This window comes from Acinetobacter nematophilus (genome assembly GCF_026344175.1).
Classification (GTDB): domain Bacteria; phylum Pseudomonadota; class Gammaproteobacteria; order Pseudomonadales; family Moraxellaceae; genus Acinetobacter; species Acinetobacter nematophilus.
Window position 1 is genome coordinate 186,128 of record NZ_JAPKMY010000002.1, and the last position, 22,576, is coordinate 208,703.

General features: G+C 36.8%; 22 protein-coding genes. 12 read left to right on the top strand and 10 right to left on the bottom strand.

Annotated elements, in window-relative coordinates; genetic code table 11:
• The first annotated feature begins 3 nt into the window (after positions 1-3).
• The 4 genes from OSH00_RS04570 to OSH00_RS04585 all read left to right on the top strand — a co-directional run bounded on the left by OSH00_RS04570 (position 4) and on the right by OSH00_RS04585 (position 5,096).
• The gene (locus OSH00_RS04570) at positions 4-378 is read left to right on the top strand and encodes a hypothetical protein (protein WP_266129445.1); all 375 of its coding nucleotides are present in this window, start codon (positions 4-6) and stop codon (positions 376-378) included.
• Between the two features lie 68 nt (positions 379-446).
• Positions 447-1,667 (top strand): tetratricopeptide repeat protein, encoded by a 1,221-nt coding sequence (locus tag OSH00_RS04575; RefSeq protein WP_266129446.1) that lies wholly within the window; start codon positions 447-449, stop codon positions 1,665-1,667.
• Between the two features lie 166 nt (positions 1,668-1,833).
• Positions 1,834-2,103, top strand: coding sequence for a hypothetical protein (locus OSH00_RS04580; protein ID WP_004831040.1), 270 nt, complete (start codon positions 1,834-1,836; stop codon positions 2,101-2,103).
• A 353-nt stretch (positions 2,104-2,456) separates the two neighbouring features.
• Positions 2,457-5,096, top strand: a complete 2,640-nt coding sequence (locus tag OSH00_RS04585; protein ID WP_266129447.1) for a bifunctional aconitate hydratase 2/2-methylisocitrate dehydratase — start codon at positions 2,457-2,459, stop codon at positions 5,094-5,096.
• Between the two features lie 844 nt (positions 5,097-5,940).
• On the opposite strand, the gene OSH00_RS04590 is transcribed toward OSH00_RS04585, so the two are convergent.
• Positions 5,941-6,372 (bottom strand): hypothetical protein, encoded by a 432-nt coding sequence (locus tag OSH00_RS04590; protein WP_266129448.1) that lies wholly within the window; start codon positions 6,370-6,372, stop codon positions 5,941-5,943.
• Between the two features lie 131 nt (positions 6,373-6,503).
• Between OSH00_RS04590 and OSH00_RS04595 the strand changes: the two genes are divergently transcribed.
• Positions 6,504-6,839, top strand: coding sequence for a helix-turn-helix domain-containing protein (locus OSH00_RS04595; protein WP_266129449.1), 336 nt, complete (start codon positions 6,504-6,506; stop codon positions 6,837-6,839).
• A 263-nt stretch (positions 6,840-7,102) separates the two neighbouring features.
• On the opposite strand, the gene mqo is transcribed toward OSH00_RS04595, so the two are convergent.
• Together mqo and OSH00_RS04605 are read right to left on the bottom strand one after the other, a co-directional pair.
• Entirely contained in the window at positions 7,103-8,743 is a 1,641-nt protein-coding gene (gene mqo, locus OSH00_RS04600) for a malate dehydrogenase (quinone) (RefSeq protein ID WP_266129450.1), read from the bottom strand.
• Between the two features lie 317 nt (positions 8,744-9,060).
• Positions 9,061-9,546 (bottom strand): Lrp/AsnC family transcriptional regulator, encoded by a 486-nt coding sequence (locus OSH00_RS04605; RefSeq protein ID WP_004831033.1) that lies wholly within the window; start codon positions 9,544-9,546, stop codon positions 9,061-9,063.
• 462 nt (positions 9,547-10,008) lie between these two features.
• Here OSH00_RS04605 and OSH00_RS04610 point away from each other — a divergent pair, with 462 nt between their 5' ends.
• Positions 10,009-10,992 (top strand): ion transporter, encoded by a 984-nt coding sequence (locus tag OSH00_RS04610; protein WP_266129451.1) that lies wholly within the window; start codon positions 10,009-10,011, stop codon positions 10,990-10,992.
• Between the two features lie 75 nt (positions 10,993-11,067).
• Positions 11,068-12,099, top strand: coding sequence for a hypothetical protein (locus OSH00_RS04615; protein WP_266129452.1), 1,032 nt, complete (start codon positions 11,068-11,070; stop codon positions 12,097-12,099).
• A 5-nt stretch (positions 12,100-12,104) separates the two neighbouring features.
• Here OSH00_RS04615 and OSH00_RS04620 read toward each other — a convergent pair whose 3' ends face one another.
• Positions 12,105-13,091, bottom strand: coding sequence for a 3-carboxyethylcatechol 2,3-dioxygenase (locus OSH00_RS04620; RefSeq protein ID WP_266129453.1), 987 nt, complete (start codon positions 13,089-13,091; stop codon positions 12,105-12,107).
• A 313-nt stretch (positions 13,092-13,404) separates the two neighbouring features.
• On the opposite strand from OSH00_RS04620, the gene OSH00_RS04625 reads away from it, so the two are divergent.
• Positions 13,405-14,211 carry a tetratricopeptide repeat protein gene (locus OSH00_RS04625; RefSeq protein WP_266129842.1) on the top strand — a complete coding sequence of 269 codons (807 nt, stop codon included), beginning with the start codon at positions 13,405-13,407 and terminating at the stop codon, positions 14,209-14,211.
• Between the two features lie 398 nt (positions 14,212-14,609).
• A complete protein-coding gene (locus tag OSH00_RS04630) occupies positions 14,610-15,623 on the top strand; it encodes a sensor domain-containing diguanylate cyclase (protein ID WP_266129454.1) in 1,014 nt (337 codons plus the stop codon).
• Between the two features lie 39 nt (positions 15,624-15,662).
• On the opposite strand, the gene OSH00_RS04635 is transcribed toward OSH00_RS04630, so the two are convergent.
• The 3 genes from OSH00_RS04635 to OSH00_RS04645 all read right to left on the bottom strand — a co-directional run bounded on the left by OSH00_RS04635 (position 15,663) and on the right by OSH00_RS04645 (position 18,052).
• Positions 15,663-16,571 carry an alpha/beta fold hydrolase gene (locus OSH00_RS04635; protein ID WP_266129455.1) on the bottom strand — a complete coding sequence of 303 codons (909 nt, stop codon included), beginning with the start codon at positions 16,569-16,571 and terminating at the stop codon, positions 15,663-15,665.
• A 454-nt stretch (positions 16,572-17,025) separates the two neighbouring features.
• Complete coding sequence (locus OSH00_RS04640; RefSeq protein WP_266129456.1) at positions 17,026-17,484, bottom strand: DUF441 domain-containing protein; 459 nt, start codon at positions 17,482-17,484, stop codon at positions 17,026-17,028.
• A gap of 109 nt (positions 17,485-17,593) precedes the next feature.
• Positions 17,594-18,052 (bottom strand): Rrf2 family transcriptional regulator, encoded by a 459-nt coding sequence (locus OSH00_RS04645; RefSeq protein WP_266129457.1) that lies wholly within the window; start codon positions 18,050-18,052, stop codon positions 17,594-17,596.
• Between the two features lie 104 nt (positions 18,053-18,156).
• Between OSH00_RS04645 and OSH00_RS04650 the strand changes: the two genes are divergently transcribed.
• Both OSH00_RS04650 and OSH00_RS04655 read left to right on the top strand, forming a co-directional pair.
• On the top strand, positions 18,157-19,065 hold the full coding sequence (locus OSH00_RS04650; protein WP_266129458.1) for an NAD(P)/FAD-dependent oxidoreductase: 909 nt from the start codon (positions 18,157-18,159) through the stop codon (positions 19,063-19,065).
• A 103-nt stretch (positions 19,066-19,168) separates the two neighbouring features.
• Positions 19,169-19,891, top strand: a complete 723-nt coding sequence (locus OSH00_RS04655) for a pseudouridine synthase (protein ID WP_266129459.1) — start codon at positions 19,169-19,171, stop codon at positions 19,889-19,891.
• 187 nt (positions 19,892-20,078) lie between these two features.
• On the opposite strand, the gene OSH00_RS04660 is transcribed toward OSH00_RS04655, so the two are convergent.
• The 3 genes from OSH00_RS04660 to OSH00_RS04670 form a co-directional block, all read right to left on the bottom strand.
• On the bottom strand, positions 20,079-20,522 hold the full coding sequence (locus tag OSH00_RS04660) for a GNAT family N-acetyltransferase (protein WP_196075445.1): 444 nt from the start codon (positions 20,520-20,522) through the stop codon (positions 20,079-20,081).
• A 95-nt stretch (positions 20,523-20,617) separates the two neighbouring features.
• Complete coding sequence (locus OSH00_RS04665; RefSeq protein ID WP_266129460.1) at positions 20,618-20,929, bottom strand: type II toxin-antitoxin system RelB/DinJ family antitoxin; 312 nt, start codon at positions 20,927-20,929, stop codon at positions 20,618-20,620.
• A gap of 107 nt (positions 20,930-21,036) precedes the next feature.
• Positions 21,037-21,972 carry a pseudouridine synthase gene (locus OSH00_RS04670; protein ID WP_266129461.1) on the bottom strand — a complete coding sequence of 312 codons (936 nt, stop codon included), beginning with the start codon at positions 21,970-21,972 and terminating at the stop codon, positions 21,037-21,039.
• Between the two features lie 126 nt (positions 21,973-22,098).
• On the opposite strand from OSH00_RS04670, the gene tsaE reads away from it, so the two are divergent.
• The gene (tsaE, locus tag OSH00_RS04675; protein WP_266129462.1) at positions 22,099-22,563 is read left to right on the top strand and encodes a tRNA (adenosine(37)-N6)-threonylcarbamoyltransferase complex ATPase subunit type 1 TsaE; all 465 of its coding nucleotides are present in this window, start codon (positions 22,099-22,101) and stop codon (positions 22,561-22,563) included.
• Positions 22,564-22,576: the final 13 nt, after the last annotated feature.

A 22,576-nucleotide genomic window follows, 5' to 3' on the forward strand; every position in this document is an offset into this window, starting at 1 on the left:
TTAATGCAGAAATTCATAATTTTGGGTGCGCTAAGCACTGTTTTATTGATGGTCGGTTGTGCTGAAAAAAAACCTGCAACGCCCGAAGAAATTTGGAAAGGTTATTGCACCAGTATTGGTAATGCGGCACGTTCAATTACTTTAGATCGTCAAAATGGTATTACCAAGAAAGAAGCACTTGACTATGCCAATAAAGTGACTGATCCAACCACAAAAGGTTTTGTACTAGAGTATTTGGAAAAAGTTTATGCATTGCCTGATGCTGAATTAAAAGCAGATAAAGATTCAATCCAAGCAAAATTTAAAAATGAAGCGTATGAACAGTGTGTCAATACGCCACATGACCCCAAAAAAATGCCAGATTATAAACCGTTCTAAGGGACGGTTTTTATCATTTAAATTACATCCTTTCTAATAATTATAGTCAATCAGCACTGAGTTTAATCATGTCGAATAAAAGATCGATATCAAAAATTTCTTTACTTTCATTTTTCTTGGCTTTTTCAGTCATGAGTCAAGCTGAAGAAAGCAAAACCGTGACAAAACAAGTTCAAGCAACCCAGCCTGATATTGCGCAACTAAAATCGCAAGCAGACAAGGGGCAAGCCAAGGCACAATACCAACTTTTTTTGTTTTATAAAAACCAAGATCCAGTCCTAGCACTACGCTATCTCAATCAAGCTGTTCAACAGGATTATCCTTTAGCTTTGAATGCAATGGGCTGGTTATATTACAAAGGTGATGGTGTAACTCAAGACAACCAAAAAGCAGTAGCGTTTTTAGATAAAGCCAAAGATAAAGGTGAAATATTTGCTTATGTCAATCTTGCTACATTATATGCACGTGGTGATGCTGTTGCTAAAGATGAGAAGAAAGCTGCAGAATTATTGACTTATGCTGCTGACCATGGTGACTCTACTGGTGCTTTTAATTTAGCTTCAGCCTATGCACAAGGTATAGGGGTACAACAAGATACAGATAAGGCAATTTTTTATTTAAAAAAATCTGCGGAAGGAGGATTAGCGATTGCCCAACAAATGTATGGGGAAATGCTATATAAAGGAGATGTTGTTCCACAAAATATTAAAGCAGGTATTAATTTTCTGACACTTTCCGCAGAACAGGGAGATGTTAAAGCACAAGCTATTCTTGGTGGTTTATATGGCTCTGAGAATGAATATGTTGAACAAAACCCTGAATTGGCTTTTAAATGGACTGAGCGAGCTGCACAACGTAACGATGTGGACGCATTGGGTAATCTTGGTTGGATGTATTATCAAGCCGTAGGTACTGAAAGAGATGTGCAAAAAGGTATTCAAATGCTGATTCATGCGAGCGAACGTGGTAGCGTGCAGTCGGCGATTAATTTGGGACTGATTTATGCTAAAGGCGAATATGTCAAAAAAGATGTTAAAAAAGCCTTTGATTATTTTTCCAAAGCTGAAAAAGCTGGAGATATGAGCGCTAATTTATTTTTGGGCGATGCTTACTATCGTGGTAAAGGTGTAAAAAGAGATGAAAACAAAGCATTAGAAGCTATGCTCAAAGCTCAAAAAGCGGGTTATATGCTGGATCTAGATACCATGAAAGAATATGACTTGTGTAAATTAGAATCACGGATGGTGAATGGTCAATATATGCATGCTTTTGAGTGTCCCATATCTTAATTTAGCCAGACTTTATATAGACCGTCTAATGACGGTCTTTTTAGCTTGAGTTATCAGAAATATGGTTGTATTTCACACAGCTCGTCACAAAAAATGATTAGCATAAAAATTGAAAAGCATATATAAAATATAGAAATAGAAAACAAAAAAAGTCGAGGAGTGTGCCATGGAAGTTGTTGCATATTTACATAATGCCGATTTGCTCTTAGAAGACGAACAGGGTGTGGCTGTGATTAGTGGAAGCCATTATGTACTGAGTTTAGGTGATCAAGTTTTTTTTCAAGATCTTATTGATGAGCAGGCAAAATTATATCAGGTCAAAATCTCTTTTGCTTGTGCTGATCATGTCATGTTGCATGAAGATGAGGTTCAGATGAAATTCGAAGGCTGTCGAACAGAATTTCAAAAATATACAAACAGTACAACAGTCCACTAAGGTGGAATGGACTTACCCAACAAAAAAAGGCAACATCAGTTGCTTTTTTTATATGTGAAGCAAGCTCAAACCCATACCAGCCACTTTGAACAGGAAGTGCTTTGTAAAAAATGATCTTATTGTTTTATTTCTTAAGCAAAGAATGATCTTCAACGCACACTGAAAGTGAATGAAGGTTGAATAGTGAAAAAACCAATGAGTATTTATTTACAAAATAATGGGCATCACGAATTAATACGCTCATCGCATTAACTTTTGGCTTGATTTTTAGTAAAATTTGACAGTCCATATTGCCTGTGAAGCTTTTATAAGCAGGAATTCACAGGTAAATTTTTAAAAAGAGGAATAACACCGTGCTAGAAGCTTACCGCCAACACGTTGCAGAACGTGCCGCACTCGGAGTCCCACCGAAGCCACTTGACGATGCTCAAACTGCTGACTTGGTTGAATTATTAAAAAATCCACCAGCAGGCGAAGAAGCATTTTTAGTAGATTTGCTTGAAAACCGTGTTCCAGCAGGTGTTGACCAGGCAGCCTATGTAAAAGCAGCATTTTTAACAGCTGTGGCTAAAGGTGAAACGACTTCTCCATTAGTTTCTAAAGAACGCGCGGTTTACTTACTAGGTACTATGCTTGGTGGTTATAACGTAGCTCCGTTGGTTGAATTGCTTGATGACGCTGCACTTGCTGAATTAGCTGCAGAAGCATTGAAGAAAACGCTTCTTGTATTTGATGCATTCCATGACGTTGCTGATAAAGCGAAAGCAGGTAACGTACATGCGAAAGCAGTAATGCAGTCTTGGGCTGAAGCTGAATGGTTCACTAGCCGTAAAGATGTTCCTGAAGAAATCAAACTGACTGTTTTCAAAGTTACTGGCGAAACGAATACTGATGATTTGTCTCCTGCACAAGATGCTTGGAGCCGTCCAGATATTCCATTGCATGCCAATGCGATGTTGAAAAACGTTCGTGATGGTATCAATCCAGAAGTTCCTGGTGAAGTTGGTCCACTCAACCAAATTAAAGAACTCATTGCGAAAGGCAATCAAGTTGCTTATGTTGGCGATGTTGTGGGTACAGGTTCTTCTCGTAAGTCTGCAACAAACTCTGTTCTTTGGTTCTTTGGTGACGACATTGCTCACATCCCGAACAAAAAAGACGGTGGTTACTGCTTAGGTTCTAAAATTGCACCAATTTTCTTCAATACAATGGAAGATGCAGGTGCATTACCTGTAGAAATTGACGTTGCAAACATGAACATGGGCGATGAAATCACGCTTAAAATTGATCATGCTGCTGCAAAAGTTACTGCATTTAAAGCGGGTGAACAAATTGCTGAAGCTGAGTTGAAAACGCCAGTTCTTCTAGATGAAGTACGTGCTGGTGGTCGTATCAACTTGATCGTGGGTCGTGGTTTGACTGCGAAAGCTCGTGAAGCGCTTGGTCTTCCTGCTTCTACTTTATTCCGTACTCCAGTTCAACCTGAGAATACAGGTAAAGGCTTTACTCAAGCTCAAAAAATGGTTGGTCGCGCTTGTGGTCTTCCTGAAGGTCAAGGTGTTCGTCCGGGTACTTACTGTGAACCTAAGATGACCACTGTTGGCTCTCAAGATACAACAGGTCCGATGACACGTGACGAATTGAAAGACTTGGCTTGCCTAGGTTTCTCAGCTGATCTCGTGATGCAGTCTTTCTGTCACACTGCTGCATATCCAAAACCTGTTGACGTTCAAATGCAACACACGCTTCCTGATTTCATCATGAACCGTGGTGGTGTTTCTTTACGCCCAGGTGACGGTATTATTCACTCTTGGTTAAACCGTATGCTTCTTCCGGATACTGTTGGTACTGGTGGTGACTCACATACGCGTTTCCCAATCGGTATTTCTTTCCCTGCGGGTTCTGGTCTAGTCGCTTTCGCTGCTGCAACGGGTGTTATGCCACTTGATATGCCTGAATCAGTGCTTGTTAAGTTCAAAGGTAAAATGCAGCCTGGTATTACCCTACGTGACCTTGTACATGCGATTCCTTACTATGCAATTCAAGCGGGTGACTTAACTGTAGAGAAAAAGGGCAAGAAAAACATTTTCTCTGGTCGTATCTTAGAAATCGACTTAACAGAAATGGAAACTGACTTAACTGTAGAGCAAGCATTCGAACTTTCTGATGCTTCTGCTGAACGTTCTGCTGCTGGTTGTTCAATCACACTTTCTGAAGCGAAAGTTGCTGAATATTTACAATCTAACATCACAATGTTGAAGTGGATGATTTCTCAAGGTTATGGCGATGCACGTACAATGGCACGCCGTGTTGAGAACATGGAAAAATGGTTGGCAAATCCATCACTTCTTAAAGCTGATGCTGATGCTGAATATACGAAAGTGTATGAAATTGATCTTGCTGACATTAAAGAACCTGTTCTTTGCTGTCCGAACGATCCAGATGACGCTAAACTTCTATCTGACGTTCAAGGCGTTAAGATTGACGAAGTGTTCGTTGGTTCATGTATGACCAACATTGGTCACTTCCGTGCTGCTGGTAAGTTGCTTGACAAAGTACCTGGTGGTTCATTGTCTACTCGTTTATGGTTGGCTCCACCAACTCGTATGGACGAGCATCAATTGATGGAAGAAGGCTTCTATAACATTTATGGTAAAGCTGGCGCACGTACTGAAATGCCAGGCTGTTCATTATGTATGGGTAACCAGGCGCGTGTAGCACCAAATACAACTTGTGTGTCAACGTCTACACGTAACTTCCCGAACCGTCTAGGTCAAGGTGCAAATGTTTACTTAGCTTCTGCTGAGCTTGCATCTGTTGCTGCGGTATTGGGTAAATTACCTTCTCCAGAAGAGTATCAACAATATGCTGCTCAAATCGACAGCATGTCTGCTGACATCTATCAATACTTGAACTTCGACAAGATGGGCGAGTATATAGATGCTGCTAAAGACATCGATACCAAGAAAATTGCTGCTGCTCAACTAAGCTAATTTATTGAAAAGTAGATTAAATTGAGTTAAAACCAAGGGCTGATTAATCAGCCCTTGGTTTTATAAACGTATGAGTCAATTTAAAATGATTCAAATATTGATAACCGTTTTAAAAGAATGATCTGAAGAAATTGGCCTTAAAGATTATAAATGGTACATACTAAAAAATTGTCCTATAAAAATTCCCAAATCAAATAATTCAATGTTTAAGAAAAATATATATTTAAAAGAAAATTTGAGGTTCATTTTACGTGGACATCATAATTTAAATCATTTTACAATAGGATAAAAAAACATCACGCAAACAGAATCTGACGAATGATCAAAGCGCGATAAAGTTTATTGAAGAACTTAAAAATAGAAAATTGACGAAGAATCCTTTTGATCGCATTTCATTATTTTCTAAAATCGCTATATTTATCGATTCAGATGAATACACAATTTATGATTCTAGAGTTATATATGCATTAAATTGGTTGATTTTGAGTTATGCGTCTGAAATACATTTATTTAGCGAAACCTTAGGCAGCATTACAGTCAGAGCCAAATATGATGTGCAAACGGTTTTCCGGCTTATTCGAAAAATCATACCGATACAAATCGTAAAAGTGTCTATCAAGATTATTGTCGGTGAAACAAAAATTATCCATAGAGATTTATGGAACAGGAAGTAAACCATAGCTATTGAAAAGGCTACTTTATATAATTGCTCCAACAAAAAAAATCAAGATATTCAACAAAATGTAGCTATTATGATTAATATATCGCTTGTTATAACTATTTAAAGTCGTGTGTATTCTATTTCATTAATTGGATACTGGTTGTTATGAATCATAATCAAAACTTATGAAATATATAAAATTTCTATAATATCAGTCATCATCTTTTTAAAATCCAAAATAACGATCATGCTATTGATACTCGATGGATTAAAATCAGTATTGATAGAGTCAAAAAATGCCAATAGCACTGGGTAGATGTTTTGATCATCTATAAATAAAGTTGCCTGTGAATTAAAATATTGAGAATAATAATCAATCTTAATATTTGCATATGTTGAATTTATAAATTGAGAGAAAACAAATTTTTTATCTACTGCACATAATTTATTTGAACAGATGGTAAATAATAATGCTGTGCAAAAATAATCAAACTCTTCTTTATTCACGACTTTAACATTTAAATCTGATAAATAATTTTCGAGATAATTACGAATAATAATAAAAGTCTCAGCTAATTCTTTTGATATTTTTTTAACAATATTTGAATGCATCATCATTTTTCTAAATTTTAGTGAATGAGTGGGTATTGTATTGCAAAACTATTGTTTTGTAAAACAATACTTTTGATGCAGAATATATTGCATTGCAATACGCTTCGGATACTTTGTTAAGCTAATATCAAGGAATGGATATAGGTCATGCAATACGTTATTTGCGAAAACGGAAGGGCTGGACTCAACAGCAACTAGCCGATTTTTCCAATACTTCAAAAAGTAACATTTCCAATCTTGAGAATGGCAATCAAGGGTACAGTCCTGCAATACTCCAGTACCTTGCGGAAGCTTTTAATTGTTCTGTCGCACAACTGTTCTTGTTGGCTGAAAGTTTAGATGAAGAAGAGAACGTCTCAGAAAATTGGGATAAGATGCCTATCGATGCTTTATTTATACAATTACCCAAAGATATTCAAGACAACTTAAAACAATTGATTTATAGCCTGATTCAAAATAAAACTTCATAATGTATTTTTATCATCTCATAAGTATAATCTAAATATTCCATTATTCTATAACTTTAATAATCAGCTTTAATTTATTTTTAATTATCATTGATTTGATAAATCATTTTGATTAGATATTAAAAAGCCCCTGAATCAGGGGCTAGTCGTATAACTCGCGCTATACTCATATAAGGCTCATCTCATACTGGTTTTATTAAAACATAAAATGAGATATTCAGCCATAAAAAAGATGAGCCGTAGCTCATCTTTTTTATACAAGAAAATTAATGTGCATTTGCTACAGCAGGAGCAGCTGTCGCATCATTGGCAGCTTTACGTGTAGGCGTATAGTTTAAACCTAAAGTAGCGCTGGTATAGGTACGTATTTGATCAAGCAGAGCAGGGTTGGTATTTAAATCCTGTTGATAAGACTTCACAATCTCATGCAGTTTTGGATTCCATTTACCTTTTACTTGTTCAGGGAATGCTTTTTCCATCAAACTCAACATAATATATGGTGAAGTCGATGCACCTGGAGAGGCACCAAGAAGCGCAGTGATTGAACCATCTTTAGAGCTAAAGATTTCAGTACCGAATTGAAGTGTAGCTGGTTTACCCGGTGCTTTTTTGATGATTTGAACACGTTGACCTGCTTGGCTTAGATTCCAATCTTCAATTTTCGCATCTGGATAATACTTTTTCAGCTCATTGAACTGATCTTGCTTAGACATCGCAACTTGACTCACCAAGTATTTCACCAAGTCTAGATTTTCCACACCAATGGTGGCCATTGGAATGACATTGTTTTTATTGGTCGCATCAATCAAATCAAACTGAGAACCATTTTTAAGGAACTTGTTTGAATAGGTTGCGAATGGACCAAACAACACATACTTTTTACCATCAACATAACGTGTATCAATGTGTGGAACAGACATTGGCGGCGCACCTAACTCAGGCTTACCATATACTTTTGCAGTGTGTTGTGCAGTAACAGCAGGATTATCTGTCATCAAGAAGATACCACCGATCGGAAAGCCAGCATATTGCTTGGTTTCTTCAAGACCTGTCATCTGCAATAATCTGATTGCAGCGCCACCCGCACCAATAAATACATGGCGAGTTTTAACGTGGCTTGCTTCATTGGTTTTCAAATTCTTAAACGATACAGTCCAAGTTTTATCTTCATTTTGACTAATGCCAGTGACTTCAGTCGATGTTTCAAGCTTGAAGTTTGGTTGCTTTTTCAAATGATCAACCAATTGTGTGGTGATTGAACCATAGTTGACATCTGAACCCACATCCATACGTGTCGCTGCAACTTTTTGGCCTGCATCACGACCTTGCATGACTAACGGCGCCCATTGTTTGATTTCATCAGGATTTTCAGTATATTTTAATCCTTCAAACATTGGACTTTGACGCATTGCATCGTAGCGCTTCTTCATATAGTTCACGCTATCACCCCACACAAAGGCAATATGAGGAACAGGATTAATGAAGCTTGAAGGTTGCCCCAATACGCCATTTTTAACTTGATATGACCAGAATTGCTTACTGACTTCAAATTGAGACGCAGTATCAATGGCTTTTTTAATATCAACTTTACCGTCTTTTTCAGGGGTATAGTTCATTTCCATAAAACCTGAATGTCCAGTACCAGCATTATTGAATCCTGCAGAACTTTCCTGACCCACTTGATCCAATCTTTCATACATATGGACCGTCCAATCAGGTTCAACTTCATTGAGGTATGTCCCCAATGTCGCACTCATAATTCCGCCACCGACAAGGACGACATCTAACACAGGCTCATCTGCTGCTGTAGTGACTTTTTTAGAGCTAATAGGTCTAAATAAAAAGATCAGTCCAATAACAAATACAACTCCGATGACAATCAGTAGGTATTTCAAAAATCTCTTCATATATTTCCTGTTTCATCAAGTTTTAATAATATTGTAATGTAGAAAAGTTACATAAATGTTGGTTTGTGTAATGTTTTTTTGCGTAAATGATTTAAATATATGAAATAATTTGTTTTTAAATTTGTAAATAGATGGTTGAAAAATAAACAGCTTAAATTTTGAATAGCAAATTTGTGTGATATTTAAACGAAAAATGCTTAGACTAAAGTATTATTTTTTGTAGGTGTTGGTCATATTATTGATTGAAAGTGTAGAAATAATAAGCAAATAAAGAAGAGTTTTTATCCTCTGTTTTAAAACCCTTCTTTTAAATTTTGCTATTCAATCAGCATGAGATCTGCTTTATTTTCTAATTTTAATGGACGTAAGGCAAAAATGGATCGGGTATGACGAATGCCTTTCATTGAGTATAAATTTTTACGTAAAAAGCGTTCATAATGTTCGGCATTTTTAACCGCGACTTTGACCAAATAATCATAATCTCCAGTCACCAAATGTGCTTCTACCACTTCTGGCATTTGACTGAGCGCATCGCTAAATTGTTCTAAGATTTCATCATCATGACGTTCCAAGGTAATTTCAATAAAGAACAGCTCGTTAATTCCAATTGCCTTGGCATTGATTGTTGCAGTATAGCCTTCAATCACATTCAAGGATTCAAGACGTTTGACTCGTGTCCAACATGGAGAAGAGGAAAGCCCGACAAGTTCAGAGAGTTGAGCAATAGTTAAACGCCCATCTTGACGAAGTGCCGATAAAATTTTGCGATCTATTCGGTCTAAGGTATATTGGCTGTCATTCATAAGCTGTACCACAGAAAATATTTTCGAAAAAAAGCAGATATTTGAAAATTCATTCCGAAAATATTAAAGATTTATATTAAATACGGAAAACATTCTATCCAACATGACGCTAAAATAAACTTATTAAATCAAAGACATTTGGGAGACTGGCTTTGATTTGGCGGATAGTATCTTTAGAGGAAGGGTGCCTTTAACGATACTGTCCGCTGCCTATTTTTAAAGCTTGCAACAGACTTTTTAATCTGCTCAGAGATTGTATGTTCATGCCGCCATAATGAATCTAGTGTATCAATCTTTGTGATTATATAATAAAAATTTATGAAATAATGAAAATATATTTATGATTTTAATAAAGCTTTATTACTGAATTCAGGCTATAAATTTGTAAAGCTCAGAGCAGGAAGATGTGCAATTCTACCAATCCGTATTAAAATGACCCATCTTTAAAATAAAGAACAATAGATGCGCTTCACAGTTTGGCACACCCTCAGAAAATTTATTTATGACAATTTACATAATGAAGATTATGAAACATGGTTTAGTCGTGCGATCAATTTTTCGCTTATTTTTCTGATTATTGGAAATGTGATTGCGGTACTCTTAGAGTCGATTAATGACGTTTATAAAGCGTATCAAGTTTATTTTGATGTATTTGAAGATATATCGATTGTGGTTTTTACTGTTGAATATGTTTTACGTTTTTGGAGTGTTGTAGAAAAAGAACCGTTTGAAGCAGGGTGGAAAGTTCGTTGGAACTATGTGACAAGTGGAGCTGCAATTATTGATTTATTGGCAATATTACCTGCGTATATCAATTTCTTTGTGCATATTGACTTAAGATTCCTCCGAATTTTACGTTTGTTACGTTTGTTAAAACTCACCCGATATTTTATTTCACTACAAATTCTCCTACGTGTAATTGAGCGTGAAAAAGGTTCATTTCAAGCTGTCATTTTTATTTTGGTGATTATGATTGTGATGGCAGCCGCAGGAATTTATGTTGTGGAAGGGCGAGCGCAGCCTGAAGTATTTAGCTCAATTCCTGCATCCATGTGGTGGGCAGTCGTGACATTAACCACAGTAGGTTATGGTGATGTCACACCTATTACCCCACTGGGACGTTTTTTGGGTGCAATGATCACGATTCTTGGGGTGGGTTTAGCTGCTTTGCCAGCAGGTATTTTGGCCAATGGTTTAGCCAATGAACTTGAGTTAAGAAAACAGCAATTAGAGTTGAAATTCAGAGATCTATTACAGAGTTGTGAAATTGATATCATCCATGATGAAGAAAAAATAGATAACATTCGCCGAGAAGTTGGGCTATCTACAGATCAAACCCGTGATATTGTTTTGCAACTCATTCGTGAACGTAAGGAAGATGAGGAGGAAAAGGAAAAGAATAAATATTGTTTTTGCCCACATTGCGGTCATAAGCTACCTGAATGATATTGAGTCAAGATGTTGTAAAATATAATTTAAGTCGGTAGAATTTTTTATACTTGATTCTAATTAATTTTATCAATGATTAAAAAAACTTTAATGGCTGTACTGATTGCAGTCCAGATGAATACTGCTGTTTATGCTGATGTAACACAACAAGATTACAAAAAGCTCGGAAAAATGACCATTATTCGTGGTGATACTTATAGTGAAGCATTAACGATCAAAGAAGAGATCATGTCATTGCTCGCGAAAAAGCAATTCAAAGCGTTAGACCAGCGTATTGTTAAAGAATTAAAGTCGGAAGCCATTTTTTTAAATGGTAAAAACAGGCATACCATATATCTAGAAAAACTTGCCGAAATAACAGAAAGATATAGAACGCGTGATGAGTCAGTTTGGGATCAACAACAACAACTTGCTGATGAATGGTTAAAGGCTACGCCTAAATCACCATTACCCTACTTGTTTGAAGCGTATCTCTTGGGTGCGAAATCATGGGTGTATAGAGGTGGAAATTATATCCATGAAGTCTCTCAAGATGACCTTGATATTTTTATAAAATTACAAATGCAAAGAATCTCTTTTTTACTTGAACATAAAGAGATTGCTTCCAAAGATCCATTTTATTATGTTGCTTTATTAAAGTCATACCAAAATTTTGGTGCAGTCAATGAGGCTTATGCGACATATAAAGAGGGGATTGCAAAATTTCCAGCTTATCGTCCGATTTATAATACCTATATAGCCATTAATGATCCAAAATGGCTCGGTGGCTATCCCGGAATGATTGAGGAGGTTATTGCTGACATCCAACGGTTAAATCCTGGTCCAAATCAGGACATGTATTATTATCTGATTGTTTTTACGGCTACAGATCGAGGGAACCCATTTCATCTAGAGGGTAATAGCATCGACTGGGAGCGAGTTGAACGTGGTTCAATACTCGCCTTGGAACGTTATCCCTCATTTAGCCGAATCACTCAGGTTGCTGAGCTAATGTGTTCTTTTAAGGGCAACAGAGCACGTGTAAATCGCTTATATAGTGCATTTGGAGATGAACAAATACCTGAGTCCTTAAAGAATACAATACTCAACAGTTGCCCAGAGTAACTGTATTAAATTAAATCCTGTGACGTTTCGAAGCTTCTGGTTATCTGTTGCATGGGTTCTGCGGTCATCATTCCCATGCCCGCAATCCATTCTTGAATCGGCGCGTAATAAACAATCTCAGCGTGATATTCACCATATACGGAAAGTGCAGAACATGCAGCCATCCAAGTTCGAATTTCCTGACCACCGCGACCACCATGAAGACGAATGTCTTCACTGGTCATTGAGCCAAGATAATTAAAATCTGCATCTTTAAAACGCTGTAGTAATGCTTTATCCCATGTTGGGTTAAGCGCCAATGCCAAACTCTTATCTCCATGGGCAAGACCTTGACCTACAGCAATCACCTTGGCTTGACGTTGCTGACGGGCCTCCGTGCTAGGATTTCGACCAGCAATCAAAAATTCTTGAACTTCTTTGGATGCAGTGTGTATTTGCGGTGTAGGCGGGTCATGAGATAAACCACCAGAGCCGATAATTAAAATGCGCTCATCTAAGCCTTTCAAATATTTGCCGACGATCTGTCCCATCTGAATCACACGTTGTGTTCGGGGCAATGGATTTGCTGCACTATTGATAAAAATGGGTATTACTGGGTAGCGGTCAAGTTGACCATCACAAAATAAATCTAAGGGTTGAGTGATGCCATGATCTGCCTGCATACGATAAGAATATGACATATCAATATCATGTGCTAAACAGTAATCAGCCAAAGCAAGCGCTTTTGCTTCGGGAACATTCAGTGTTCCAGGGCCGTAGTTCCAATCTCCTGCAGCAGTTGCACGGGTACCCAGACAAAATGCTGGCATCAGATCATAAAAAAATCCATTAAAATGATCTGGACCAAAAATAACAATAAGTGTGGGATCATAAGCTTTCACTTGATCAGCAAGTTGGGTAAATGCTGCTCTTGCTGAAGCTTCAACATCTGGTGCTGGTGAAGCAAAATCGAGTAATGGCGTGTGGGAAATACAAATTAGTTTTACAGACATTCAAGGATCTCACGCTGTTCTATTCCAATCACAAGCATAACGGGATCAACAAAGTGAAATACAATACAAATTTTTGATTCAAAGATCGTTTTTAACTTGTTTCATTGTGTTGAATGAATAAGTAATGGCACTTGGCCCATTTTTATAAAATCAGGAGAGTCAAAGCATATTAAAATTTATTGCAGAAGTATGTATAGGTGTGCTTTTAACCTACATGTTTGCAAAACTGCACTTTGAGAAAAATGCGATTTCCAGTATTTGAATACAGCTTATTTTTGTTTAACATAGTTTGCTCTTAAAGGGGTATACGTTGGTGCCAGTGAAAATAAGAAAACTTATATACATTTCAATTTTAAAGTTGATGTTATTGAGTAGTGCTGTATATTCAGCTGATCTTGAAATTAATGTGGCAGACATACAACGGAAAGCGGCATTAAACCAAAAACAAGCACTATTTGATTTGGGCTATTTGACTCAGACAGGCCAAGGTGTTGAGCAGAATCTAGCAAAAGCAATAGAGCTGTATAAAAGGGCATCAGACTTAGGCCATCGTTCAGCTAACCACAATTTAGGCTTAATTTATTTTTATGGAAAAGGTGTCAGACAAGATTATCTTGAATCCGCCAAGTGGTTTAAAATTGGTGCGGAAAGAGATGTTACTGACTCTCAAAGAAATCTACTCAAGTTATATTATCGCAATCTTATTCCGCGTGATGAAAAATATATAGAGCAGTTACTCAAGAATCTTGCCAATAAGGGAAACGATGAAGATATTTATGCCTTGGCGCAATATTATGACTTCGAACGAGCAGATATCGCCTCTGCAGAACCTTATTACTTGGTACTAGCAGAAAAAGGAAATACAAAGGTTTTCAATCGGCTTGGTTCTATTTACTTCAAGGGATTCGGTGACAAGCGCAATTTTGAAGAAGCCTATAAATGGTTTAAAAAAAGTGCTGAAGTTGGTGACAAAGATGGACAGTATTTAACTGGTATGATGCTTATGGGTAATTTTGGTATCTCTGAAAATAAAGAGACAGCGATCTATTGGCTTAAAGCAGCAGCAAAACAAGGTCAAACTAAAGCCATAGAATATCTCGATTTAATTCAAAACCAATAGTTCAATACTTTGGATAAGAATTGGATGTCCTCCTTCTAAAACTATTTGATGACTTGTTTTTAGGGTTTCTATTTATATTTTTTTTGGTTAAAAAATATTCAGCTAATATTAAGGAAATCACATTACTTTAAAGATTGCGTTGATAAAAGGAACATTGCATGTCAACCAAGGACACAGCTCAATACCATAGACTAAATTGAGCATTCCATCATGAATTTAGTGAGCGCAGTAATATACTTTAAATATGAATCATCATAAGATGTGTTTCAGAATTTTAATGCGGTCTCAAAGTATTTGATTCATATTTTTCAAGTAACCAAGAGTGAAAAATATGTTTGAGGAGTATTGAGATCACTGTGCATTTCCTCTTGTATTGTAAAGCTCGTCTAGGATGATGTATGTCTAAAACGAAACAACCAACAGCCAAGCAATTGCTTTCTGTTATTCAAACACAGACGGCTATTGCTAAATTGGGTTTAGACATCAATGCAGTAATGACATTGGTGGCTGAACAAGTACAACTGATTACTCAAGCCAAAGGCGCAATTGTCGAACTCGCCGAGCAAGGGGATATGGTTTACCGTGCTGTATCGAATGGTGCAACCCAATTTCTGGGCTTGCGATTAAAAATGGATTCTAGCCTTTCTGGATTATGTATAGCGCAAAATTGCACATTATATTGTAAAGACAGTGAATTAGATGAGCGAGTCGATCGAGAAGCATGCAGAAGAGTTGGCTTACGTTCAATGGCTGTTGTTCCCTTGATTCATTATGATGAACCCATAGGCGTATTAAAAATTTATTCTGAACGTGTAAATGCATTTAAACAAGCCGATATCAATTTGTTGACACTTATGTCGGAGTTGATTGCGGCGGCGATGTATCATGCTTCAAAATTCGGTGCACAAGAGTTATATAAATTAGCAACCCAAGATACTTTAACTGGACTTGCGAACCGAGCTCTATTTATAGATTGTTTAAGACAAGGGGTAGAAAAAGCAAAACGGACCCAAAAACTTTTGGGAATATTGATGATTGATATGGATGGTTTGAAACCAATCAATGATCAATACGGTCATCGTTTAGGCGATGAAGCATTAAAGGAAATAGGAAAGCGTATCGTAAGTATTACTCGACAAGACGATTTGGTGGCACGTCTTGGTGGTGATGAATTTGCGGTAATTTTAAGTGGTTTGGGTGATCAAGATTTAGCAAATAAAGTGATGAATCGTATTGTAGATGCGTGTGGACTTCCGTTTGTATTTGAAAACGTCAGATTAAACATGGGTGCAAGTGTGGGATTAGCTTTATTTCCTGAAGATGCCTTGGAGCTGAACAAGCTGATAGAGTTTGCTGATCTTAAAATGTATGAACATAAACGTGCCCGTAAAGTGATAAATTTAAATGTATAAGTGTTAATCGCCATCTTATCTCTAGGTGATTTCAATAGATTAGTGATAGTGGCTAATTAGAACATCTTTATAGGCTTTGGGATTGTGTAACCAAGGTAAATGACCTGAATTTACAAGATTGAAGACAGTCGCAGTAGGGTAGCGATCAACCACAAAATATTTGCTGTTGGTGTATATGTCGTGCTCGCCATATAGGATCGTAATTTTAAAATCTGGGTTTGGCAAACCTTTTAATAGCGGATATTTAATAATTTCAGGTCTGGTTTTATTAATTGGAGCTGCTTTTAATAAATTAAAATCTTCTGTTATATCAAGCTGGTCCATAGATATAAATGTATGATTATAATTTTTCATCACTTGCTTGAAAAGTCGTTGATACGCTTTATCACAACCAAGCCTTCCCAAAAAGCTGTTGATTCCCATTAAGGTCCATTCCCAAGAACTGACTTTGGACTTATTGAATTGCATTACTTCCTTTTCAGTTTGCTGCCATTGTATATTTGTGCCAGATCCAGGGTTACATAGAAACAGACTGATTAAATTATGAGGATATTTTTCTGCATACACCTGAGCATAAAGTCCGCCCCAAGAATGTCCCCATAAATGAAAATGCTTGATCTTATAAAATTTACGTACAGTTTCAACATCATTGATATATGCATCCAATGTGTAATCTGCACTTGTACAAGCTGATCTTTTTGTTCCTCTCTGATGAAAGATAATGACCTGAAAGTCGGGGATGAAGTGTTCTGCAATAATATTTAGATCGTTTGGAAATCCTGGTCCGCCATGTAATAAGATAATGCTTTCTTTTTCTGGCGCAGCATAAATGCAACTGAATAAGGTATCACCGCGATAATCAATGATATTTGATTCTAGGTATTTGTGAGTTTTTACCAGTTGTGGCTTTGGCGCTTCTTTTAACATTGTGCTTGTATTTGTTGTCATATGAAAAATAGTGCCTCATGCAGATGAGTAAAATTTAGGCGAACAATCATGTTGTTTGATGCAGTTACAAGCATTACAAAATTGTTTATTTGTGACCTAATCTATTTTTATATTACTCAATAAAGCCAAGCGTTTGGCTGAGGAAAAATCAACATTAAGATTGCATTTTTGTACTACTTGTAATGTGTGATATTGTTGTTATATTTATAGTTTTATTTAATATTTTTCATGGTTATAAGGGGGAGTACTGTAATTCATGAGAAGAGTAGAAGAGAATCATTATTTTATTAATGAAGTAAAAATTTAAATTTGACCGAGGCAAGAAGCTGTGTGGTCAAATCAGTTCTATTGATTTCTTCTGATCTTACAGCTACCGATAGACATGCTGTATAATCTAAATCTGGCAAGGATGGGATGTCTTTAAAATTTATTGAGTTATATCTGTTTGATGGCTTTAGGATTTACCGATCAATAACGATAAAATGCCGGCTGCGATCAGTGGGCCCACAGGAACACCTCGAAGTAGTGCTACTCCAGCGACAGTACCAATCAGTAAACCTGCTACAACATTGGGTTGGCTGGTCATCAATGAAACACCACGCCCGCCTAACCATGCGACCAATAGTCCAATTGCAATCGCAGCTAGTGATTTCCAGTGCATAAATGATTTAAGAATCACATCGCCTGGAATTTTTCCACTGGCAATCGGGGTGAGAACACCAATTGTTAAAATGATAATTCCCACTTCCAGACCGTGAGTTTGTAATAAAGGGAAAAACTCACTTAATGGCGTGATACGGAATACAATTAATATACCAGCAGCAATAGTTACTGCTGTGTTGTGACTGAAAATACCACAAGCCAATAAAACAAGAAGCACAATTAAATTTAGATCTAGACTAGACAGGCTCATCAATATTCATCATTTACAATTCATTCCAACACCACATTATACTAAAAACAATGGAAGCATGGTGTGAAGACAGCTATTTATTGGTATTAAAATGCTCAATAAAAATGAATCAGTGAGGTGAAGCATGAGAAGATTTAGTATCCGATAAATTCCATTCACACTCAAAATCTTGCGCAAGCTTTGCTAAATTTGTCGATTTAAGCTGCTGTATTAAAATATTTTGTGCTTCAAACATTGCTTGATTTAATGCACTGTTTACCACACGTTCAACAAGGCAGTTGGGCGTTTCTTGTTCATTGCCCATAGCAAAAATTGTTGGCTCACCAACAGCCTGATAAATATCATATAACGAAATTTCATTTAAATTCTGGATTAATGTCCACCCCCCGCCAGGCCCTTTATCGGCATGTACAAACCCTGCTTTTTTTAGCCCCGACATCGTACGTCTTACTACCACTGGGTTCGTGTCAAGCATTCCTGCAATCTGTTCTGATGTGAATGGTCTTTTTTCACGTGCCATATGTAATAACACATGTAACATCCGAGAAAGTTTGCTGTCTTTACGCATGATCATCGCACTCGTCAATTTACTGTTAATTGTAACATCAGAAGTTGCAATTTTAAAAATAAAGAAATATAGTAACTTTAAAAGTTACATATAGGCATTCAAACATGAAATATGATGTGATTATTATTGGTGGAAGTTTTGCGGGTTTATCTGCTGCTTTACCCTTGGCAAGAGCCAGAAAAAATGTGTTGGTGATAGATGCGGGTTTACGTAGGAACCGTTTTGCCACACACTCTCACAATTTCCTCACGCAAGATGGACATGAACCTGCCTCGATCATAGCGAATGCCAAGCAACAGTTAGAAAAATATTCAAGTATTGCTTGGTTGAATGCGTCTGTTATCGACATACAGGCCGTTATTAATCATTATGAAGTTTTTACAAAAGCTGAAAATAACAATTACACAACATTTCAGACTGAAAAAATTATTATTGCAACTGGCGTAAAAGATGAATTACCCCAAATTGACGGATTGGCCGAGCGATGGGGAAAGAGCATTTTCCATTGTCCCTACTGTGATGGGTATGAATTAAATCTTGGTCAAATTGGAATGCTGTATTCAGGTGCTCATTCTCTTCATATGGCATTGATGTTGCCTGATTGGGGGAATACAACATTATTTCTCAATGATGCAGTTCTCATTGATGCAATCGAACCTGCTATACGAGATCAGTTTAAACAGCGTCATGTGAAATTGGATACACGCAAAATAGCCAAAATTCAAAATCACTGTGAATTAAAATTTGAAAATGGTGATCAAACTCAATTGGATGGATTATTTATCTCGACTTTTATGAGAATTCAAACTCCTTGGGTGAGGAAATTAGGTTTGGATATTGATAGCAATGAGTATGGTGAAGCACTCTTGACCAATACATTGAAGCAAACCAATTTAAACAACGTCTATGCATGTGGTGACATCACGCGTTCAGGTGGTTCAGTTGCATTTTCTGTCGCAGATGGTGCAATGGCTGGAGTAGCAGTCCATAAATCATTCGTATTTGGTGGTTAATTTCTATGCATGAGTGGTTGAGAATGCTGAAAAAAATGAATCTTGATTGGGTTTCGATTCACGATACTTTAAACTGTGTCGTGAATTTTTAAGGTATTGATTTATGTTTTTGGAAAAAATGTTGCAATCACAAGGTTTTGGCTCTCGAAAGCATTGCCAGCACTTAATCAAGAATGGTGCAATTCAAATTCAAAACGAGGTTATTACTGATCCAAAGTTTAAACTTGATTTAGATCATTTAGAATTTTCGGTGTATCAGCAAACGTTTCAATATCGAGAAAACGTTTATATTGCTTTAAACAAGCCGCAAAATTATGAGTGTTCACATCAATCTACGCATCATTTCAGCGTTTTTGACTTATTTGATGATGTGTTGATGAATCGTGGTCTACAAAGTGTAGGGCGTTTAGATCAGGATACAACAGGCTTATTACTTTTCACCGATAACGGTCAGTTTTTACAAGCTTTGACGCATCCTAAAAAGCATGTGCCTAAAGTTTATCAGATACACACAGTTGACCCGATTACTGATGATCAAATTCAGCAGCTTGAACAGGGCGTTGAACTGCGTAATGAAAAAGGACGCTTTGCAGCAACAGATGTGCAGCGTCTTTCAGAACATGAGTTAAAAGTTACAGTACATCAAGGTGTTTACCATCAAGTGAAACGAATGCTCGCTGCAGTGGGTAACAAAGTTGAACGTTTGCATCGTGTGCAGGTCGGGCAATTAGTACTCAGTCAATTGCCTGAGGGGGAATGGCTTTATCTGAATGAGGCTCAAGTAGAGGCTGTAAAAAATAAATCAGACAATATATCTGAGATCTAATGATGATCATCGAAGCCTAACTGAGGATTCACAGCTTATCAGGTTTAAATATAGGTCTAGTGTAATATCATCTTCATTGTTGAGTAAATTATTGAAAAAATAGGTATATGTTTTAAGTCAAAATTTAAAGCCTAGGTTGATCGAAAGATACTCCACAAATCATTTTTTATTACAGTGGATGTCAAAATTATTTCAAGAAACAGTGGTAGGTTTGAAACTCATTGTCTTTGACAAAACCCATTTGTTCATACAATTGATGGGAGTGGTAATTGTTTTTTTGTGTTTCTAAACTAATACGCTGCGCATCTTCATGTCTTGCAAATAGAATTGCAGTATCAATCAGCTGTTTGGCAGAACCTTGTCGACGAAACACTGGCGTGACATACACATCATCTAAAATATAGTATTTAGAACAGGAAACAGATGTAAAACCTTGATAGAGGAGGACAAAACCCGTAAAAACATCGTCTTTTACATGGATAAAGATAACACTTTCCTTATTCTCAAAACGTTGTTTAAGAAAATCAAGAGATTGTTTAAGATTGGAAGATGCACCATAAAATTGACGATATTCATCAAATAAAACAGCAAGTTGATCTAAATCTTCTTTGGTCGCGCGTCTCACGATCATTCATATACTCCTTGCAATGATTTTTATCTTTGCAAAAGAGCATAACTAAAAAATAGAAAAGTAAAGTTAATTAATTGTTTAAAAATGCGACACTGTTAATTTTTGTCACTTTCACCCAAGATTGCATTTAACTCTGCAAACAAATCTTCGTCATCGTCACTTAATTCAATAGTCGTGCTGGTGTGTCCATTCTGTTGTTCTTGCTTGAGTTTTCTTAATTTTAATATCTGGTCCATATTGATATTTTGGTTTTCAATTGCAAATGGAATAGATTTGGTAATTACGACCTGCTTAAAAAAAAGTCGAACTGCTTGAGCAGGAGTAATGCCTAATTGTTTAAAAACGGCAAAAGCAAGTTTTTTTTCTTGTGAATCAAGGCGTACTTGATAAACTTCGGTTTTTCTCATGAATGTTAACCAAACAAAATTTAAGTTTGAATGCCTATTTTAATCAAAGCTTTCGGAAATTCAATCTTTAATCATCAAAAAGTCCCATATTTGTCATTACGTCAACATTACAGTGTCAATTCATAGGCAGAACAAAAACATAACGCCTGCAGTGTAATGGGATCTACAAACTCAATTTTTTGAGCTAAAAGTTGTAGAGGTTGTGAGAAGTCATGCGGATCTTTATGCACTACAGTTGGATAGAAGGGATCATTTTTAATGGGTAATTTAAGCCAGTTGAGATGCACACGTAATTGGTGCTGTTTTCCTGTGACTGGTTGTAATAAATATTTTGCCCACATCTGATCATGTTCAAGAAGATGAATTTCCGTCTGTGAATTGATTTTGCCTTCAGTCACTTTCATGGTGTAGAAAGGTTCACCTTTCTCCATTCTTAATGCAACCTGACATGGGAAACTGAGCTCGGGATCATAAGGTGCAATGGCATGGTAGACCTTTTTTACATGACGATCAGCAAACATTTGTTGGTAAATACCGCGAGTTTGCGGACGTTTGGAGAATAGTACGACTCCGGCTGTTTCACGGTCTAAGCGATGTATAGGAGTCAAGTCTGGATTGTTGGTCGTTTTCTTTAGACGAACCAAAAGTGTTTCTTGAATATATTGCCCGGATGGGCTGATGGTCAGAAAATGGGGTTTATCAACCACCAGCAGATGATCATTTTCATAAAGAATCTTTTCTTGAAACGGCACCTGAATTTCGTGGTTGAGAAAACGATAATAATAAATATGGGTATTCTCGGTATAAGGATGCTCTATGCATAGTTTCCGACCACGCATATCCAAAATTAACTGATCATCAAAACGCTGTTTCCATTCATTGGCGCTAATATGTGAAAAGTGCTCACATAAAAAAACAAATAGGCTTTGGGGTAATTTTTCTAATTTGGGCAGATATATTTTAGAAGCTGTTACACCATCTCTCATCGGTGGTTGAAATGTTGAATAAGAATCGTGCTGTTTCATGGTGATAATGAATGTCATTAAGATTGCTGTTGATATTGAACTTAGACCAAATATGTCAAAGCATCTTTTCTCAACAATGCAACATAGGTTTTAAAGTCGTGCAATGCTATCATATTGTCTGGTTTGAATCATGTTGTGAGCGTTATGCAGTATTCCTCTAAATTAAGTCTAAGTCATGAGCAAGATACTCAAAAGTTGGCGCAAAAACTGGCGCAGCATATTGCAAAAGGCGTAATTTATCTTATCGGTGATCTTGGTGCAGGCAAAACAACATTAACGCGTTACTGGTTGCAGAGCTTAGGGCATCAAGGTGCAGTTAAAAGTCCAACCTATACTTTGGTGGAGCCTTATCACATTCAAGGTAAGGATGTATTTCATTTTGACTTGTATCGTTTAAATGATCCTTATGAATTAGAGTTGATGGGAATACGTGATTATCTAGACCAAACAGATGCATTATTCTTATTTGAGTGGCCATCGAAAGGCGGAGATGAAATTCCAAAAGCTGATCATGTGATCACTATTTTAAAAACAGCTGATGAAACTGTACGTGAAGTAAGTATAGAAAGTACATCTTCTGAGTTGGTTCAAGCGTTAAAGCGCTTTTAACCGGATAAATCCC

Coding starts and splice junctions, on each gene's coding strand:
- OSH00_RS04570 (WP_266129445.1), top strand. CDS start 4: ATGCAGAAATTCATAATTTTGGGTGCGCTAAGCACTGTTTTATTGATG.
- OSH00_RS04575 (WP_266129446.1), top strand. CDS start 447: ATGTCGAATAAAAGATCGATATCAAAAATTTCTTTACTTTCATTTTTC.
- OSH00_RS04580 (WP_004831040.1), top strand. CDS start 1,834: ATGGAAGTTGTTGCATATTTACATAATGCCGATTTGCTCTTAGAAGAC.
- OSH00_RS04590 (WP_266129448.1), bottom strand. CDS start 6,372: ATGATGCATTCAAATATTGTTAAAAAAATATCAAAAGAATTAGCTGAG.
- OSH00_RS04595 (WP_266129449.1), top strand. CDS start 6,504: ATGGATATAGGTCATGCAATACGTTATTTGCGAAAACGGAAGGGCTGG.
- mqo (WP_266129450.1), bottom strand. CDS start 8,743: ATGAAGAGATTTTTGAAATACCTACTGATTGTCATCGGAGTTGTATTT.
- OSH00_RS04605 (WP_004831033.1), bottom strand. CDS start 9,546: ATGAATGACAGCCAATATACCTTAGACCGAATAGATCGCAAAATTTTA.
- OSH00_RS04610 (WP_266129451.1), top strand. CDS start 10,009: ATGCGCTTCACAGTTTGGCACACCCTCAGAAAATTTATTTATGACAAT.
- OSH00_RS04615 (WP_266129452.1), top strand. CDS start 11,068: ATGATTAAAAAAACTTTAATGGCTGTACTGATTGCAGTCCAGATGAAT.
- OSH00_RS04620 (WP_266129453.1), bottom strand. CDS start 13,091: ATGTCTGTAAAACTAATTTGTATTTCCCACACGCCATTACTCGATTTT.
- OSH00_RS04630 (WP_266129454.1), top strand. CDS start 14,610: ATGTCTAAAACGAAACAACCAACAGCCAAGCAATTGCTTTCTGTTATT.
- OSH00_RS04635 (WP_266129455.1), bottom strand. CDS start 16,571: ATGACAACAAATACAAGCACAATGTTAAAAGAAGCGCCAAAGCCACAA.
- OSH00_RS04640 (WP_266129456.1), bottom strand. CDS start 17,484: ATGAGCCTGTCTAGTCTAGATCTAAATTTAATTGTGCTTCTTGTTTTA.
- OSH00_RS04645 (WP_266129457.1), bottom strand. CDS start 18,052: ATGCGTAAAGACAGCAAACTTTCTCGGATGTTACATGTGTTATTACAT.
- OSH00_RS04650 (WP_266129458.1), top strand. CDS start 18,157: ATGAAATATGATGTGATTATTATTGGTGGAAGTTTTGCGGGTTTATCT.
- OSH00_RS04655 (WP_266129459.1), top strand. CDS start 19,169: ATGTTTTTGGAAAAAATGTTGCAATCACAAGGTTTTGGCTCTCGAAAG.
- OSH00_RS04660 (WP_196075445.1), bottom strand. CDS start 20,522: ATGATCGTGAGACGCGCGACCAAAGAAGATTTAGATCAACTTGCTGTT.
- OSH00_RS04665 (WP_266129460.1), bottom strand. CDS start 20,929: ATGAGAAAAACCGAAGTTTATCAAGTACGCCTTGATTCACAAGAAAAA.
- OSH00_RS04670 (WP_266129461.1), bottom strand. CDS start 21,972: ATGACATTCATTATCACCATGAAACAGCACGATTCTTATTCAACATTT.
- tsaE (WP_266129462.1), top strand. CDS start 22,099: ATGCAGTATTCCTCTAAATTAAGTCTAAGTCATGAGCAAGATACTCAA.